Origin of the sequence: Paenibacillus sp. GYB004 (assembly GCF_036577605.1) — a bacterium.
Lineage (GTDB): Bacteria > Bacillota > Bacilli > Paenibacillales > NBRC-103111 > Paenibacillus_AB > Paenibacillus_AB oceani.
This window is the reverse complement of sequence record NZ_JARBDB010000030.1, coordinates 158,170-173,961: the sequence shown is the minus strand read 5'-3', so window position 1 is coordinate 173,961 and position 15,792 is coordinate 158,170. Positions and strand designations below refer to the sequence as shown.

Here is a 15,792-nt window from a genome sequence, read left to right as displayed (position 1 = left end):
AGAATAACATTACATAAAACTTTTCACGGGAAAGTGGGTAAAATGGAATGGCTTTTTGGGACACTCCGAGCCTAGGGCTAATGGAACGTACGTTGGACGCCGCCTCCTTTCGACAAAAAGTGATGTCCAACAATGTGGCAAATGTCGACACGCCTTATTTTAAAAGGTCCGATGTGCAGTTCGAGGAGCTTCTGGAGAAGGAATTGATAAAAAACAGTCTCCAGGGCCGAAGGACCGATCCGCGGCACATTCCGATCGGGGTTCCGGCGGCGCCGGTCGCTCCGAAAGTAGTCACAGACGAAACAACATTGATGAACAACAACCTTAACAACGTCGATATCGACTACGAGATGGCGCTGCTCGCCAAAAACCAGCTTCGTTACAACGTTATCGTAGGCCAGGTCAATTCCGATCTGAAGCATTACAGAACCGCATTGAATGGAGGAAGATGATAAGTGAAATTGACTAACGGCTTCGACATTAGCGCTTCCGCTCTAACCGCCCAGCGGTTTCGGATGGACGTCATCTCTTCGAATATGGCGAACGCGGATACGACCCGCGGCAAGCTGGTGGACGGCCGATGGGTGCCTTATCAACGCAAAATGGTAACGATGGAAGCGAAGGAGCAGGCACCCTTTTCGCAATACTTGAATCAGTCGATGCGGGATTTGACGGGCGAAGGGGTGAGAGTATCCCGGGTGTTCGATGATGAGGCCCCGTTCAAGCAGGTATATAATCCTACTCATCCGGATGCCGACGAGCGCGGTTATGTGCAGATGCCGAATGTCGATATTTTAAAAGAGATGGTCGATCTGATGTCGGCGACCCGTTCGTATGAGGCGAACGTCACGGCTCTAAATGCTACGAAAGCAATGGTCTCCAAAGCGCTGGAGATCGGGAAATAGATGATTTCATTAATCGGGGGGACGCTGCATGATCGAACAAATTGGCTTTTTACCCAAAAAACCGCTCGTTTCCTTAAGCGACAAAACAAACGGCGAAGCTGGAGCGGCTCAAATCGGCAAACAGTTTGGCTCTTTTCTGAACGATGCTATGAATAACCTGAACAAGCAGCAGACAACTGTGGAGACGCTCAACGATAAATTTATCGTCGGAGAGATCGCCGATGCGCACCAACTGACGATTGCGGCCGAGAAGTTAGCCCTTAGTCTGGAAATGACGGTCGTAATGCGCAACAAAGTTATTGAAGCTTACCAGGAGATTATGAGAACACAGATCTGATCGTACATAGATTTATGAAAGATTGCCAACTTCATAGAAGCATTCAGAAACACACCAGCAATCGCAGCAGATTCCCGGACGGGGTGACATAGTGAACGAAACACTTGTCCAATATCGAGACAAAACGACTCAGTATTGGAAGCAGCTGAGCAAAAATCAAAAGTTTATGGTGCTGGGTACCGTCGTGATTCTGATCGCGGTAATTATATTGACCTCCGTCAATTTATCAAAAACCGAATATGTCACGGCGTTCTCCAACCTGCAGCCGAACGATGCGGCGAGCATTAAAAAATATTTGGATGATTCGAAAGTACCCTATCAATTAGGCGCCGACGGTAAAACGATCGCGGTTCCGGCCAGCCAAGCGGCATCGATCAAGCTGGAGGTAGAATCGCAAGGGCTGAATAACAGCGGATCGCTCGGTTATGCGGCATTTGCCGGAAGCAATACGTTCGGGATGTCGGATAACGAATTTAACGTCAAACTGATCAATGCCGTACAAGGCGAAATTCAGCAAATGTTTAACCAGATCAACGGGGTAGCCAGTTCCAAGGTGTTGATCACGGTACCAAAGGAAACGGCGTTTATTACGACGGACCCTCAGGAATCGACCGCATCGGTCGTACTGAACATCCAGAACGGGTACCGGTTCGATCAAACCCAGATCGATACGATGTATAATCTGGTCGCCAAGACGATTCCGAAACTGAAATATGAGAATATTACTATCTCGAACCAGAACGGGGAACCGCTGCCTTATTCCAAGACGAACGGGGCGGTTGCGGGAGCGGCCGGACAAATTCAACAGCAGTTCCAGGTGAAAAATCAGTTCCAGAACGAGCTGCAAAAAAACATAATGAGTCTTCTGGGCAAAATCTACGCTCCGAATAAAGTCGTTGTCAGCGTAATCTCCACTCTTAACTTCGATCAAAAAACAAGCAAGCAAAATCTGGTTTCGCCGGTCAATACGGTAGACAACCGGGGAATCGAAATCAGCCTGCAAGAGAACAACAAGTCGGCCACCAATTCCGGAGCGGCCAACGGCGGAGTGCCGGGGACAGGTACGACGGATGTTCCGACCTATCAAGGCGGGCAAAATGCGGCCGGACAATCGCAGTCGGAAGAAACGAACCGAATCGTCAATTTCGAAGTGAACCGGATTACGAACGATATCGTATCCAGTCCGTTTGTCGTTAAAGATTTGTCGATTAGTGTCGGCATCGAACCGCCGATCAAAGATGATCCGAACTCCTTGACACAGGAAATGAGAGACAACATCCAACGGACGCTGGCAAGCATCGTATCGGCATCGCTTGCTGATAGCGGTCAGACGTATACGGCCGAGGAGATTGCCAGAAAAGTAACGCTGTTCGCCCAGCCGTTCGCAGCGACGGCAGCGACCGAGCAAGCCGGTATTAATTATTGGATGTGGGGCGGAATCGGGTTGGCCGCGATGGCGCTTGCCGGAGCCGCCGGGTATATGCTCCGCCGCAGAAAGCAAAAAGAGCTGGATTATGTCGAGGAAGAATTGCCGGCACCGACGAAGGTCGAGATGCCGACGATCGATATCGAAACGGTCGGCAACGAGAACCAGGTTCGCAAGCAGCTTGAAGGTCTGGCGAAGAAAAAGCCGGAAGAGTTCGTAAATTTGCTGCGCACTTGGCTAGTAGATGATTAAGGGGGGACTTCCGTGGCGAAAGCGGTCCAGCAAGGCTTAACAGGACGACAAAAGGCTGCCATTTTATTGATTAGCCTCGGGCCGGAAGTATCCGCCCAAATCTTTAAACATTTGCGCGAAGAAGAAATTGAGCAGCTGACGCTTGAAATCGCCAATGTAAGAAAGGTGGATAGTGCGGAAAAGGAAGCGATCCTAGCCGAATTTCATCAAATCTGTCTTGTCCAGGAATACATCTCGCAGGGCGGCATTCAATATGCCAAGGAAATTCTGGAGAAAGCACTCGGCAGCTCGAAGGCGATGGACATTATTAACCGGCTGACGGCGACGCTTCAAGTACGTCCTTTCGACTTCGCCCGCAAAGCGGACCCGGCTCAAATATTGAATTTCATTCAAAACGAAAATTCGCAGACGATTGCACTTATATTATCTTATCTTCAATCGGACCAGGCGGCCATTATTCTATCTTCCCTGCCGCAGGACAAACAGGCCGACGTCGCCAAACGGATCGCCCAGATGGACAGCACGTCGCCCGAAGTTATTAATCAGGTCGAGCGTGTGCTGGAGCAGAAGCTGTCTTCTACTGTAACTCAGGACTATACGACGGCCGGCGGCATCGAGGCGATCGTTCAGATATTAAACGGTGTAGACCGCGGTACCGAACGGACGATTCTCGATTCGCTCGAAATTCAGGACCCGGAACTTGCCGAAGAAATCAAAAAGCGGATGTTCGTATTCGAAGATATCGTCAATATCGACAACCGTTCGATCCAGCGGATCATTCGGGATATCGAGAATGCCGACCTGCAGCTTGCGCTTAAAGTCGCCAGCGAAGAAGTTCGCGAAGTCATTTTCCGGAATATGTCCAAACGAATGGCGGAAACGTTCCGCGAAGAGATGGAATATATGGGTCCTGTCCGGCTTCGCGACGTCGAAGAGGCGCAAACCCGCATCGTAGCTACGATCCGACGCCTGGAAGAAGCGGGAGAAATCATTATCGCTCGCGGCGGAGGAGACGATATCATTGTCTAACGTCATTAAGGCGACCCAGTATATCCCTATAGACGATAAAAAGTTGATACAGGTTTCACTTTCCGCGCCAATTTCCGAACCGGATCCAAGTTTAGATGCGGAATCCGCAGATGAGGGGCGCATATCGGCTGAAGAAGCGGCCGCACTCGAAGCGAAAGAGCGGATCATCCGCGATGCCGAAGCGTATGCCGACTCCGTCGTAACTGCAGCATCGGAAGAAGCGCAAAAGCTCCGCAGCGAAGCGACAGCCGAGATCGAAAGCTGGTGGCAGCAGCGGCGTTCCGAAGATGAGCGGCTGATCGCCGAGTGCTGCGAGTCGGGCCGGGACGAAGGGTACCGGGAAGGCATGGAAACGGCCGAAGCGGCGATGCGCCAGCAATACGAATTGATGCTAAGTGAAGCTCAGTCGATTATTGAGAGCGCCGTTCGGATGAAGCACCAGCTGATCCAGGAATCCGAACCTTTTCTGATTGAGCTAAGCTGCTCGATCGCCGAGAAGATTATCGGAAGGCAGTTATCGCTCGAGTCGCAATGGTCGATTGAACTGATCCGAAAAGTTCTGATGCGCCGCAGGGAGCAAGGAATCATTACGCTTTGCGTCTCGCCGGACCATTTCCAGTTCGTCCTGGATGCCAGAGAAGAACTTATGCTGGCCATCGATTCACAGGCGGAGCTGCAAATTATTCCGGACCCGACCGTACGGGATCATGGTTGCGTCGTCCGTTCTTCGTTCGGCAGCATCGACGCCCGGATCGATACCCAACTGGACGAGATCAAAAAAGGATTACAGCATGTGGCTCACGTTGCTCTTAGTAGCGAAGGAGCTGATAAATATGAATAGCGTTCCAGATGTTGCCAAATATGTAGAGCAGCTTCGTCATATCGATCCGGTTCGCGTGAACGGGAAAGTAACCCAAGTCATCGGACTGACGGTGGAATCCGAGGGACCGGATGCCAGTGTCGGCGATGTGTGCTACATTTACCCGTACAAGTCGGCCAAGCCCCTTAAAGCCGAAGTCGTCGGCTTCCGCGACAACAAGGTGCTTCTTATGCCGCTCGGGGAATTAACTTCGATCGGTCCCGGCTGCGATGTCGTCAGCACGGGCAAACCGCTTACCGTTCAAGCGGGTCACGAGCTGCTGGGAAAAGTACTAGACGGGTTGGGCCAGCCGCTGGACGGATCTTTTTTACCGACCCGTATGGCGCATTATTCGACCAACAGCTCGGTGAACAATCCGCTTAAGCGGCCGCGGGTCCAGGAGCCGATCAGTGTCGGCGTCCGTTGTATCGACGGGCTGCTTACTCTCGGAAAAGGCCAGCGTGTCGGCATCTTCGCAGGTTCGGGCGTCGGCAAAAGCACCTTGATGGGGATGATTGCCCGCAATACGTCCGCCGATGTAAACGTCATCGGTCTGATCGGAGAGCGCGGCCGCGAAGTTCTCGATTTTATCGAACGCGACCTCGGTCCGGAAGGGTTAGCCCGCTCGGTCGTGGTGGTGGCTACTTCCGACCAGCCGGCCCTGATCCGGATGAAAGGCGCGTTGATCGCGACCAGCATCGCCGAATACTTCAGGGACCGTGGTCTGAACGTCATGCTGATGATGGACTCCGTCACCCGTTACGCGATGGCGCTGCGCGAAGTCGGACTGGCGATCGGCGAACCGCCTGCGACCCGCGGCTATACGCCGTCGGTATTTGCCAACTTGCCCAAGCTGTTGGAGAGAGCAGGCACAGGGCCAAAAGGCTCCATCACCGCTTTCTACACCGTGCTCGTTGACGGCGACGATATGAACGAACCGATCGCGGATACGGTCCGGGGAATATTGGACGGTCATATCGTGCTGGACCGCAGTCTTGCCCATAAAGGTCATTATCCGGCGATTAACGTACTGGCCAGCGTCAGCCGCTGTATGAAGGAGATCGTGCCGGAAGAGCAGACGAATGCGGCCGACCGGTTGAAACGCTTGCTTTCCATTTACAAAGATTCGGAAGACTTAATCAATATCGGGGCGTACCAGAGAGGGTCAAATCCGGAAATTGATTTATCCTTAGACAACATCCAGTCGATATGGGATTTTCTTCAGCAAAAAACAAGTGAAAAAGTTGGATACAAAGACGCATTAAACCAATTAATCGAACATTTCGGAGGTTGAGGTCATGCGATTCCGGTATCCTTTGCAAAAGCTGGTCGATTTAAAAACGAACCAAAAAGAACAGGCCGAATGGATGCTGTCCGAAGCGATCGCCGATTTGCAGCGGGAGGAGCTTGCGCTGTCGGAGCTGAGAGCGGAGCAAGGACGGCTTGCCGCCGAATTGGAGCAGGCCTCCATTCGCAAGACGACGATCTCGCAAATGCAAATGCTGCAGTTGTACTTGCAGCACCTGGATCGGCAAATCCATTCCAAATGCGAGGACGTCGGCCGTGCGCAAGCCAACGTGTCGGAGAAACAGCAATATTTAACGGAGAAGCTAAAAGAAGAAAAAGTATGGACGAAAGCGAAAGAAAAAGCGCAATCCCAATTCACCGCCTTCGTTCTGAAAAAAGAACAGGATGAATTGGACGAGCTTGCGCTGAACCGCCGATTCCAGACGATTTGAACGTGTTACCCGATAAGCGGAAAGGAGGCTCCTCTACATGGCGAATACGGACACGGAAAAATCTTCGTACGGAGCTTTCGAACGGTTTTTGTTTTTCGCTACGCCGATTATTTTTACGATCGTCCTGCTTCTGGTTTTGTTCGCGATGTTCGATTCCAGCTTTATGAACGGCATTCTGAAGGCGGCGAACAAAGTGCCCGTTCTGGAGACGTTCATTCCGGACCCGAAAACGAAAGAGCGGATCACGCTTCCTTCGGATGCGACGGCGGGCGGATCGGCAGGGACGGCTAATGCCGCCGGAGAAGCAGCCTCGATCGAACAGCTGAAATCCCAGCTCGCGCAGATGCAGGCCGATCTTCAGGCAGCTAACAGCCAGTCGCAGCAAAAAGACCAGACGATCCAGGATTTAAAGGCGCAGCTTGAAGCGGCGGAGGAGAGGACAAAGTCGAAAACGCAGACGGACGAGGAATACCGGGCGCAGATTCAACAGCTCGCCTCCATCTATGCCGGTATGATGCCCAGCAAATCGGCTCCGATTCTCGAAGCGATGACCTTGAAGGAGCGGGCGCTCGTATTAGGCGAGATGAGGACGGCGGACCGCGGTAAAGTGCTGGAGAGGATGAATCCGGCCGTAGCCGCCGAAACGTCGATCCAGATGAAGGATGTTATTCCGGCCAAAGACGTGCAGATTGCAGCCCTTCAAGAACGGCTCGACATCAATAAGCAGGAACAGCAAAAAGCTTTGCCTTCGATTACGAAGGAGGATATCGGCCAAACCTTCTCGCAAATGGTTCCCAAAAGCGCGGCTGCGATTCTGATCGAGATGAACACAGCGAACCCGGCCAGGGTTGTCGATATATTGAAATCGATGGACAGCGTCGGAAGAGCCAAGGTGCTGGCGGCCATATCCGATTCGTCGAAGCCGACGGCGGCCGCGTTAAGCGCGAAGCTTAGCGAATAGCCGAGCGACGCGGTAGGAGCCGATGACCTTCTAAGGAAAGGAGGTGAAACTTATATGAGCATTCCTTTTAATTTGGTCACCTCAATGCCGTCAGGCGGAGCGGCCCAGAATGGCGCAATAGCCGCCAAAGCTGCAGCGGGAGCCGGTACGGGCGACGCGGGAGGCAGTACACCATTTGCAGGTACGCTCGTACAAGCTCTGCTTGGCCAGAACGGTACAGGAGCTCCGGTGCAGTCCAACATGATGGCCAGCGATCTGCTTGCAGGTTTGGCAGCTTCGCAAGCCGCCGAAGGCGAGGCGAGTCTTCCCGGCGACCTGTTGCTCCAATGGCTTGGAACGATGGACATGGATACCGCTTTGGAAGGACAGGAGGAACTGTTGGCCGGATTGTTGGCGCTTATGGAACTGGCGCAAGCGGTCATTCAACAGTGGAAGCCTAGCGAGGACGTACAGCAAACAAATGTGTTGCCGGACGATTTGGTGCAACCAGGTGACTCCTTAACTGGACAGAACGGCAAAGCGAAATCATGGATACATACTTTCGAGACACTCGTAGAACTGATGAAGCAAAATCCGGATCAGCCGGAAATCGCGCATGTCGTGCAAGCGTTCGAGCGGCTGCTCGCCCCTGTCGTCCAAGCTGCTAATGGTCAGGACCCGATGAAGGCCGGGGACATGCCGAGTTCAGCCCAGCAGTCAACCGTCGGAGCATCTTCCGCTGGTACCGTTCAGACCGTCGTACAACCTTCAATCGCGCAGCATAGCCGCTCCAGACAGACGGAAACGGCAAATGACGGCGCTGGCGTAAAATTGGCGGCTGCGGCAAACCTTCTGGTGCGCGGCGCGGAAGTAAGAAGCCGTCTGGAGGAAATCGCTGCGCGAGCAGGCGTTCAGAACCAGCTTAGCGCTATCGTATCCGGAAAAGAATCTGCTTCTGATCCGATGACGGCAGAGACGAGAATACCGGAGGAAGGCATCGACAACGGTTCGCCTGTGCAGCAGATGAATCATCTGGTGCGTCAGCCGGCCGGACACCAGCAGCCTGCCCAGCAATCGCAACCTGTAGTGCATGCGGATCGGTTTGCGGATGAGATGGCGCAAGTACTTCGAAGCATGAAAGTGTCCGGTGCCAACGGATTGTCGGAAGTTCGTCTTACGCTGATGCCGGAACACCTTGGACAAGTCGATGTTAAAGTTACGATGCAAAACGGTCATATCGTCGCCCAGTTTATGGCAGATACCGCGCACGGCAAAGAAATGCTGGAAAGCCAGCTGTCGCAGCTAAGAACATTGCTGATTACGCAGGGGCTGCAGGTTGAGAGACTGGAAGTGGCGCAAACGAACCCGCAATATCCGGGCTTGTTCCAGGATTCGCGCGGACAGCAGCAGTCCCAGCAATCCGATCGCCGGGGCAAAGGAAAACCGGATGACTTCGAACAGGAGCCGGTCGATTTCTTGACTGAGCTGGAAGGCGTAACGGAACGCAAATCGCAGTCTGCAGACGGATCGTTCGACGTCACAGCATAAAAGCAGCACCAAAATGGAGGAAATCCGGGTGGCCAACGTTGGCGTATCGATGGGAACCTATTATTACAAAAATGCGGTTGAGAAACAAAAAACGGGAAGCAGCAATTTAGGACGAGACGATTTTCTTAAAATATTGGTCGCCCAAATGTCCAATCAGGACCCAACCCAGCCGCTGCAGGATAAAGAGTTTATCGCTCAGATGGCGCAATTCACTTCGGTGGAGCAGCTCACCAATATGGCCGGCGAGATGAAACTGCTGCGCCAGTCGATCGGGTTCAGCTCTTCGCTGATCGGAAAGTCGATCAGTTGGACGCACACGAATGCAAGTAAAGAGCAGGAAATGAAATCCGGTACGGTGGAGTCGATCAAGATCAAGGACGGCAAACAGTTTGCCGTAGTCGACAATATGGATGTCCAGCTTGAGAACATTGTCGAGATTAAAAATTAGAAGGGATTTGCCATGGCAGATCGAATAACGGTCGGACATTTATATCCGAATGCGATTCCGCCGGCAGCACCCGCTAAACGCGTTGAACCGAATACCGGACAGCTCCCAGCTGGAACGAAATCGTTTCAGGACGTGTTCCGGGACAGCCTTGTCCGCATCAGCCACCATGCCGGTCTGCGCATGCAGCAGCGGGGGATTGAGCTGAAGCCGGAGCAGTTGGCTAAACTATCGTCGGCTATCGACAAGGCCGCTGCCAAAGGCGCCAAAGAATCGCTAGTGTTGATGGACAGTATGGCGATGATCGTGAACGTCAAAAGCAAAACGATCGTGACCGCCATCGATGGCGATGCGATGAGAGATAACTTGTTTACTCAGATCGATAGTGCCGTCATTTTATAATCGTATTCCGGGCTGGCCCTATCCGGAAGCCCGCGGGCCGCGGACCGCTTGAAGCGGCTCGGACAAACAACGCAATACCCACTATGGCTCTTACAGTTCTCAAGGAGGAACGAGCATGTTAAGATCCCTGTACTCTGGCGTTTCCGGGATGAGAGGCTTCCAAACGAAGCTGGACGTCATCGGAAATAACATCGCCAACGTAAACACGATCGGTTTTAAAGGCAGCCGCGCGATGTTCAAAGATATTTTAAGTCAGACGGTCGCCGGCGTTACGGCTCCGCTTGACGGCAACGGCGGAATCAACGCCAAGCAAATCGGACTCGGAGTAACGCTGGCCGCGATCGACACGCTGCATACTCCAGGTAGTGCAATGACAACGAACGTCGTAACCGACGTACGGATCGACGGAGACGGATTTTTTGCGGTACAGGCAGGCGAAGACGGCGGAATATTCCTGACGCGTGACGGTAACTTCAAGGTGGATGCCGCAGGACAAGTAGTGACGGCGGACGGGTACCGGGTTGTAGGGGCTGACGGAGCGCCGCTGGCTGCAATCGATCCGGCTGAAACTACAGCTTTCTCTATCGATCAAAACGGCCAATTTGTCGGTGTAAACGTAGACGGTACTTCGGCGCCGATCGACGGCATGCAGCTCGCCGTTGTGAAGGTGCTTAACCCGGCGGGACTTGAGAAAATGGGCGGAAACCTGTATCGTATGACGCCAAACGCTTCGCTTGAAGATATGGTATTCTCCATTCCTAACGATCCGGAGACGGGCACCGGCGCCATCATCTCCGGCCAGCTGGAGATGTCGAACGTCGACCTGACCGGCGAGTTTACGGAAATGATCGTAGCGCAGCGCGGTTTCCAGGCCAACTCCAAGATCATAACCACGTCGGATGAAGTGCTTCAAGAAATATTAAGCCTAAAACGTTAATTTGAAACACGGAAGAGCGTCGAAGGGGATTTTTTCTTCCCCTTTGCGCTTGACCGTGGATGAAGCAAGCAATATCTCGGGAGGGAACCTTGTGATACCTGTTACGCGGTTGAACGGCAGTAAGCTGACGATCAACGCTTTGTTGATCGAAACGATTGAAGAAACCCCGGATACGCTCATTACGCTGACTACGGGCAAAAAATTCATCGTAACCGAAACGGTATCGGACGTGGTGAGCATGGTGAAAGCCTACATGCAACAGGCCGGATCGATCAGGGTAGCTACTAAGAATATTGTCCCGGAGGGCTCGTAGTCATGTTCAAGAACAAAATGGTGCAATGGTTAATCATGATCCTCATCGCGATCACGCTGATCGCACTCGCAAGTTTTATTTTGTGGGAATATTTGGACAAAAAGTCTCAATCCGGCGACCCGACCCAGCAAGCGGCTAACTCCGTCGAGAACGTGAAACCGAGAAAAATGTCGGCGAAGGAAGAAAAAGCGAATACGGTTGAATTCAAAGACATTACGACCAATTTGGTTGGCAAAAATTACGTGAAGATCAATTTTGCTTTTTTGCTGGAAGATTCCAAGGCGAAAGAAGAGTTCGAACTGTTGTCGACCCGGGTGAGATCGATCATCCTGCAAACGCTCGCCGATATGACGCCCGAGCAAGCCGGGGGCTCCAAAGGACAAGATCTGATCAGCACGACGCTAATCAATAAAATCAATCCCATTTTATCTAAAGGTAAACTGGTGCGTGTCGATATTACAGACATTAACATCATGATGAACAATTAATCGAATGCCGCGGATAAGGGGGTGATGGAATTGGTAGACGTGCTCTCGCAGAATGAGATTGACGCCCTGCTCGCCGCGCTGTCATCAGGCGAAATGGACGCCGAGGAGCTAAAAAAAGAAGAAACCCAAAAACGGGTAAAGGCATACGACTTTAAACGTGCCGTCCGTTTTTCCAAAGATCATATTCGCAGCTTGACTCGGATACACGAAAATTTCGCGCGATATTTGACTACGTATTTCTCGGCTCAACTTCGCACTTTCGTGCAAATTAACGTCGTCCAAGTAGAGCAGCTGCCTTACGACGAGTTTATCCGTTCAATTCCGAAAATGACGATTTTAAATATATTCGAGGCCGAACCTCTGGAAGGCCGGATGGTGCTGGAGGTGCATCCGAACGTCGCGTTTGCGATGCTGGACCGTCTGCTCGGAGGTCCTGGAAGCTCTCCTCCTAAAGTCAATGCGCTCACCGAAATCGAGACGATTATTATCGAACGGATATTCAGCAGGGCGTTCGAGAGCTTGCAGGAAGCCTGGAAAACGGTTATCGATCTGGCGCCCAGACTCGAAGCGCTCGAAACGAATCCGCAATTTATGCAAATCGTTTCGCCTAACGAAACGATCGCACTTATTTCGCTTACGACCAAAATCGGCGATACGACGGGGATGATCAATTTATGTATCCCTCATGTAGTCCTGGAACCGATCATGCCGCGATTATCCGTGCATCACCAATTTTTGGCTCAGCGCAAGAGCAGGGCTCCGGAAGAAGTGGAAGCACTTCAGGAGCGCGTGCACAAGGCGAAGCTTCCGGTTATCGCGGAGCTCGGGGAATCGGTTATTACCGTCAAAGAATTTCTGAACCTGGCTGTGGGCGACGTCATTACGCTCAACAAGCCGGTTGACGATGGACTGCACATCAAAGTAGGGGAAAAGTTAAAATTTATAGCAAGTCCTGGAACCGTGAAAGACAAACTTGCCGTTCAAGTGACGGAGATTGTCAGCGAAGGGGAAGAAGAACATGACGAGTAAAGATTATTTATCGCAGGAAGAGATCGACGCGCTGCTTCGGCAAACGAGCGAAGATTTCAGCGGCGCTTCGTCGTCAGACGGCCCACCTTCCGTTGACGATTACTTAAGCCCGATCGAGCAGGACGCTCTTGGGGAGATCGGCAACATCACGTTCGGCAGCGCGGCAACTGCACTTTCCACCCTGCTGGGGAAAAAGGTGGATATCACGACGCCGAAAGTATCGATCATCGCCCGGGAGGAATTGGAGCGGGAATTCCCGAGACCGCATGTGGCGATTCACGTTAATTACGTGGACGGTTTCGACGGGATCAACTTGCTGGTCATTAAGACGAAAGACGCGCAAGTGATCGCCGATCTGATGATGGGGGGCACCGGCAACGTTGCGGACGACTCGGAACTGTCGGATATTCATATCAGCGCCGTTCAGGAAGCGATGAACCAAATGATGGGCTCATCCGCCACCTCGATGTCGACGATCTTCAACCGGTTTGTCAATATATCTCCGCCGGGCATCAACATTTTGGATTTGCCGAACGGGGAAGGAAAAGACCAGCTCCCCCGTGAGGAAGTGTTCGTCAAAATCTCGTTCCGCCTGATTATCGGGGACTTGATCGACTCTACCTTGATGCAGCTGCTCGCCGTTTCCTTTTCCAAAGAAATGGTCAACATTCTGCTCGGCGGAACTGATGTTCAGCCTGAGCCGGCACCGGTCTCGCCGCCAGCCCCGGCCCAGGAGCCGCAGCAGCATTATGAACAGCCGCCGATGAGGCAGGAGCCGGACCCGATGGCAGGGTACAATCACGCGCCGATGGCTCCGCAGATGCCGATGCCGCAGTACGATCCTTACGGTCAGCCTCCGATGATGCATCAGCAGCCGCCGATGGGCCAGCCTTATCAACAGCCTTACCAGCAGCCGATGTATCAGCAGCCGATGTACCCGCCGCAGCAACCGCCGATACCGCAAAACTATGGCGGAATTCCGGGACGCAGCGTTAACGTGGCACCGGCGCAGTTCGGCAATTTGACGGGCGCCTCGATGCAGCCGGACGAATCGAATTTAAACTTGCTGCTCGATATTCCGCTAAAGGTTACAGTCGAGCTCGGCCGGACCAAGAAACTGATCAAAGATATTTTGGAATTTTCTCAAGGTTCGATTATCGAGTTGGATAAACTGGCCGGCGAACCGGTTGATATTTTGGTTAACAACAAGCTGATCGCCAAAGGCGAGGTCGTGGTTATCGATGAGAATTTCGGTGTGCGGGTGACCGACATCATAAGCCAGATGGACCGCATTCAAAAATTACAATAATCCCGGGAGGATTGACTACTCAATGGCTAACAAAATTTTGATCGTAGACGATGCAGCATTCATGCGGATGATGATAAAGGATATTCTCAGCAAGAACGGATATGAGGTGGTCGGGGAAGCGCAAGACGGCTCCGTCGCAGTTGAGAAATACAAGGAACTGAAGCCGGATCTCGTCACGATGGATATTACGATGCCGGAGATGGACGGAATCGCCGCACTGAAAGAAATCAAAAAGTTCGACGCCAACGCCAAAGTGATTATGTGCTCGGCTATGGGCCAACAGGCGATGGTTATCGACGCGATTCAAGCGGGCGCCAAAGATTTTATCGTGAAGCCGTTCCAGGCTGACCGTGTTATTGAAGCGATCAAGAAAACGTTAGGATAATGGCTGGGGCAGCGGGGGGACGATTGAAGTTGCAAAGCATTTATAGGCATCTTGCCGCTTTGGCCGTCCTGACCATTCCGGTAATGGGGTACGCCGTGCCGTCTGCAAACGCGGAAGAGCGATCGGGCCCGGACAGTTTTCCGAGCGTGACGAACGCCGGCGGAGTTCAGGCGGATTCGGGTGCGGTTTTTCTAATGATGGTGAAAGTGCTGTTTTTCCTTATTCTTATTATCGGATTTTTCTTGCTGATTATTAAGTTTTTATCCAAAAAAAAATTAAGCTGGATGCAGGGACGGGCGGTGAAGTCGCTCGGCGGAGTTCCTTTGGGACCGAACAAGTCAGTGCAGATTGTTGAAATCGGCAGGTCCATTTATGTTGTCGGGGTAGGGGACGACGTCAATCTGATTCACAGAATTGACGACCCGGAGGAAGTCGCAATCATTACGGCTTCCCTCACTTCCGATTCGACAGGAAGCGGGCAAGGCATGCAAAAGCTGGGCGAGCTGATTGGCCGATGGACCAAGCGGAAGAAGGAACCTGCCCAGGAAGACGAAATGACCGCTTCGTTCCAGGATGTGTTCCAGTCGAAAATGAAAAATATGTCGGGGCGGAAAAAGATGATTGAAGATTTGCTTAGCCAAAACGACAAGCCGGACGGGAAGGCGGACTCATGAAACGATCCTTCGTTCTTCTGGGGGCAATGATCGTCCTGCTGCTGGTCTGGTCGCCCGCTCCAGCCTACGCCGCCCTCCCGATTCCAGGCATCAACCTGGAGATTGGCAACGGGGAAGGCCCGGCGGGCACGGCTAATACGGTAACACTCATTTTGCTCGTCACGATATTGAGCCTAGCTCCTTCGATTCTAGTGCTCATGACAAGCTTCACCCGTATCATCATCGTTCTTAGCTTCGTCAGGACGGCGCTAGGCACGCAGCAGATGCCTCCGAACCAGGTGCTGATCGGCATCGCCTTGTTTCTCACCTTGTTCGTCATGTCGCCTACGATCGGCACGATGAACGAGACGGCGATCCAGCCGTTCCTGAGGGGAGAGATTCAGCAGGCCGAAGCGCTGGAGAAAGCGGTGCTGCCGCTCAAAAAGTTCATGATGGCGCAGACGCGTGAAAAAGATTTAATGCTGTTTCTGAACTACTCGAAGGCGGAAAAGCCTACAGGGGTGGAGGATACTCCGCTGACTGCGCTATTGCCGGCTTTCGCCATCAGTGAGCTGAAAACGGCTTTTCAGATGGGTTTTATGATCTTTATTCCGTTTCTCGTCATCGATATGATCGTGGCCAGTACTCTCATGTCGATGGGGATGATGATGCTTCCCCCGATTATGATATCGCTGCCGTTCAAAATTTTGTTGTTCGTTCTTGTGGACGGCTGGTATTTGGTCGTCAAGTCGCTGCTGCTTAGTTTTCATCCGCCTGTCTGAAACGGCTAAGCGAA

The 15,792-nt window shown here is 52.4% G+C and carries 20 protein-coding genes; all 20 read left to right on the top strand.

Annotation, left to right across the window (positions count from 1 at the left end; translation table 11 throughout):
* Positions 1–47: 47 nt before the first annotated feature.
* The 20 genes from flgB to fliP all read left to right on the top strand — a co-directional run bounded on the left by flgB (position 48) and on the right by fliP (position 15,778).
* The gene (flgB, locus tag PV433_RS12895; RefSeq protein WP_190927902.1) at positions 48–452 is read left to right on the top strand and encodes a flagellar basal body rod protein FlgB; all 405 of its coding nucleotides are present in this window, start codon (positions 48–50) and stop codon (positions 450–452) included.
* A 3-nt stretch (positions 453–455) separates the two neighbouring features.
* A complete protein-coding gene (flgC, locus tag PV433_RS12890) occupies positions 456–905 on the top strand; it encodes a flagellar basal body rod protein FlgC (protein ID WP_190927904.1) in 450 nt (149 codons plus the stop codon).
* Positions 906–933: 28 nt separating this feature from the next.
* Positions 934–1,242 (top strand): flagellar hook-basal body complex protein FliE, encoded by a 309-nt coding sequence (gene fliE, locus PV433_RS12885; RefSeq protein ID WP_190927906.1) that lies wholly within the window; start codon positions 934–936, stop codon positions 1,240–1,242.
* A gap of 91 nt (positions 1,243–1,333) precedes the next feature.
* Positions 1,334–2,920 carry a flagellar basal-body MS-ring/collar protein FliF gene (fliF, locus tag PV433_RS12880; RefSeq protein ID WP_190927908.1) on the top strand — a complete coding sequence of 529 codons (1,587 nt, stop codon included), beginning with the start codon at positions 1,334–1,336 and terminating at the stop codon, positions 2,918–2,920.
* Between the two features lie 12 nt (positions 2,921–2,932).
* Entirely contained in the window at positions 2,933–3,949 is a 1,017-nt protein-coding gene (gene fliG, locus PV433_RS12875) for a flagellar motor switch protein FliG (protein WP_190927910.1), read from the top strand.
* Positions 3,942–4,790 (top strand): FliH/SctL family protein, encoded by an 849-nt coding sequence (locus tag PV433_RS12870; protein ID WP_332072511.1) that lies wholly within the window; start codon positions 3,942–3,944, stop codon positions 4,788–4,790. The genes fliG and PV433_RS12870 overlap by 8 nt, the downstream gene beginning before the upstream one ends.
* Positions 4,783–6,102: a flagellar protein export ATPase FliI gene (gene fliI, locus PV433_RS12865; protein WP_332072510.1), complete on the top strand. Its 1,320-nt coding sequence runs from the start codon at positions 4,783–4,785 to the stop codon at positions 6,100–6,102. The genes PV433_RS12870 and fliI overlap by 8 nt, the downstream gene beginning before the upstream one ends.
* A gap of 4 nt (positions 6,103–6,106) precedes the next feature.
* Positions 6,107–6,547: a flagellar export protein FliJ gene (gene fliJ, locus PV433_RS12860; RefSeq protein ID WP_332072509.1), complete on the top strand. Its 441-nt coding sequence runs from the start codon at positions 6,107–6,109 to the stop codon at positions 6,545–6,547.
* 37 nt (positions 6,548–6,584) lie between these two features.
* Positions 6,585–7,508, top strand: a complete 924-nt coding sequence (locus PV433_RS12855; RefSeq protein WP_332072508.1) for a MotE family protein — start codon at positions 6,585–6,587, stop codon at positions 7,506–7,508.
* A gap of 54 nt (positions 7,509–7,562) precedes the next feature.
* Positions 7,563–9,035: a flagellar hook-length control protein FliK gene (locus tag PV433_RS12850; protein WP_332072507.1), complete on the top strand. Its 1,473-nt coding sequence runs from the start codon at positions 7,563–7,565 to the stop codon at positions 9,033–9,035.
* A gap of 28 nt (positions 9,036–9,063) precedes the next feature.
* The gene (locus PV433_RS12845) at positions 9,064–9,483 is read left to right on the top strand and encodes a flagellar hook capping FlgD N-terminal domain-containing protein (RefSeq protein ID WP_332072506.1); all 420 of its coding nucleotides are present in this window, start codon (positions 9,064–9,066) and stop codon (positions 9,481–9,483) included.
* Positions 9,484–9,495: 12 nt separating this feature from the next.
* Positions 9,496–9,882 carry a TIGR02530 family flagellar biosynthesis protein gene (locus PV433_RS12840; protein WP_190927923.1) on the top strand — a complete coding sequence of 129 codons (387 nt, stop codon included), beginning with the start codon at positions 9,496–9,498 and terminating at the stop codon, positions 9,880–9,882.
* A 115-nt stretch (positions 9,883–9,997) separates the two neighbouring features.
* Entirely contained in the window at positions 9,998–10,819 is an 822-nt protein-coding gene (locus PV433_RS12835; RefSeq protein WP_190927925.1) for a flagellar hook-basal body complex protein, read from the top strand.
* Between the two features lie 91 nt (positions 10,820–10,910).
* On the top strand, positions 10,911–11,132 hold the full coding sequence (locus tag PV433_RS12830; RefSeq protein WP_332072505.1) for a flagellar FlbD family protein: 222 nt from the start codon (positions 10,911–10,913) through the stop codon (positions 11,130–11,132).
* 2 nt (positions 11,133–11,134) lie between these two features.
* A complete protein-coding gene (locus tag PV433_RS12825; RefSeq protein WP_332072504.1) occupies positions 11,135–11,620 on the top strand; it encodes a flagellar basal body-associated FliL family protein in 486 nt (161 codons plus the stop codon).
* A gap of 30 nt (positions 11,621–11,650) precedes the next feature.
* Positions 11,651–12,649 (top strand): flagellar motor switch protein FliM, encoded by a 999-nt coding sequence (gene fliM, locus PV433_RS12820; protein WP_190928027.1) that lies wholly within the window; start codon positions 11,651–11,653, stop codon positions 12,647–12,649.
* On the top strand, positions 12,639–13,958 hold the full coding sequence (gene fliY, locus PV433_RS12815; protein WP_332072503.1) for a flagellar motor switch phosphatase FliY: 1,320 nt from the start codon (positions 12,639–12,641) through the stop codon (positions 13,956–13,958). The genes fliM and fliY overlap by 11 nt, the downstream gene beginning before the upstream one ends.
* Before the next feature lie 22 nt (positions 13,959–13,980).
* Positions 13,981–14,343, top strand: a complete 363-nt coding sequence (locus PV433_RS12810) for a response regulator (protein WP_190927931.1) — start codon at positions 13,981–13,983, stop codon at positions 14,341–14,343.
* 29 nt (positions 14,344–14,372) lie between these two features.
* Positions 14,373–15,017 (top strand): flagellar biosynthetic protein FliO, encoded by a 645-nt coding sequence (locus PV433_RS12805; RefSeq protein WP_332072502.1) that lies wholly within the window; start codon positions 14,373–14,375, stop codon positions 15,015–15,017.
* A 26-nt stretch (positions 15,018–15,043) separates the two neighbouring features.
* The gene (fliP, locus tag PV433_RS12800) at positions 15,044–15,778 is read left to right on the top strand and encodes a flagellar type III secretion system pore protein FliP (RefSeq protein ID WP_442951517.1); all 735 of its coding nucleotides are present in this window, start codon (positions 15,044–15,046) and stop codon (positions 15,776–15,778) included.
* Positions 15,779–15,792: the final 14 nt, after the last annotated feature.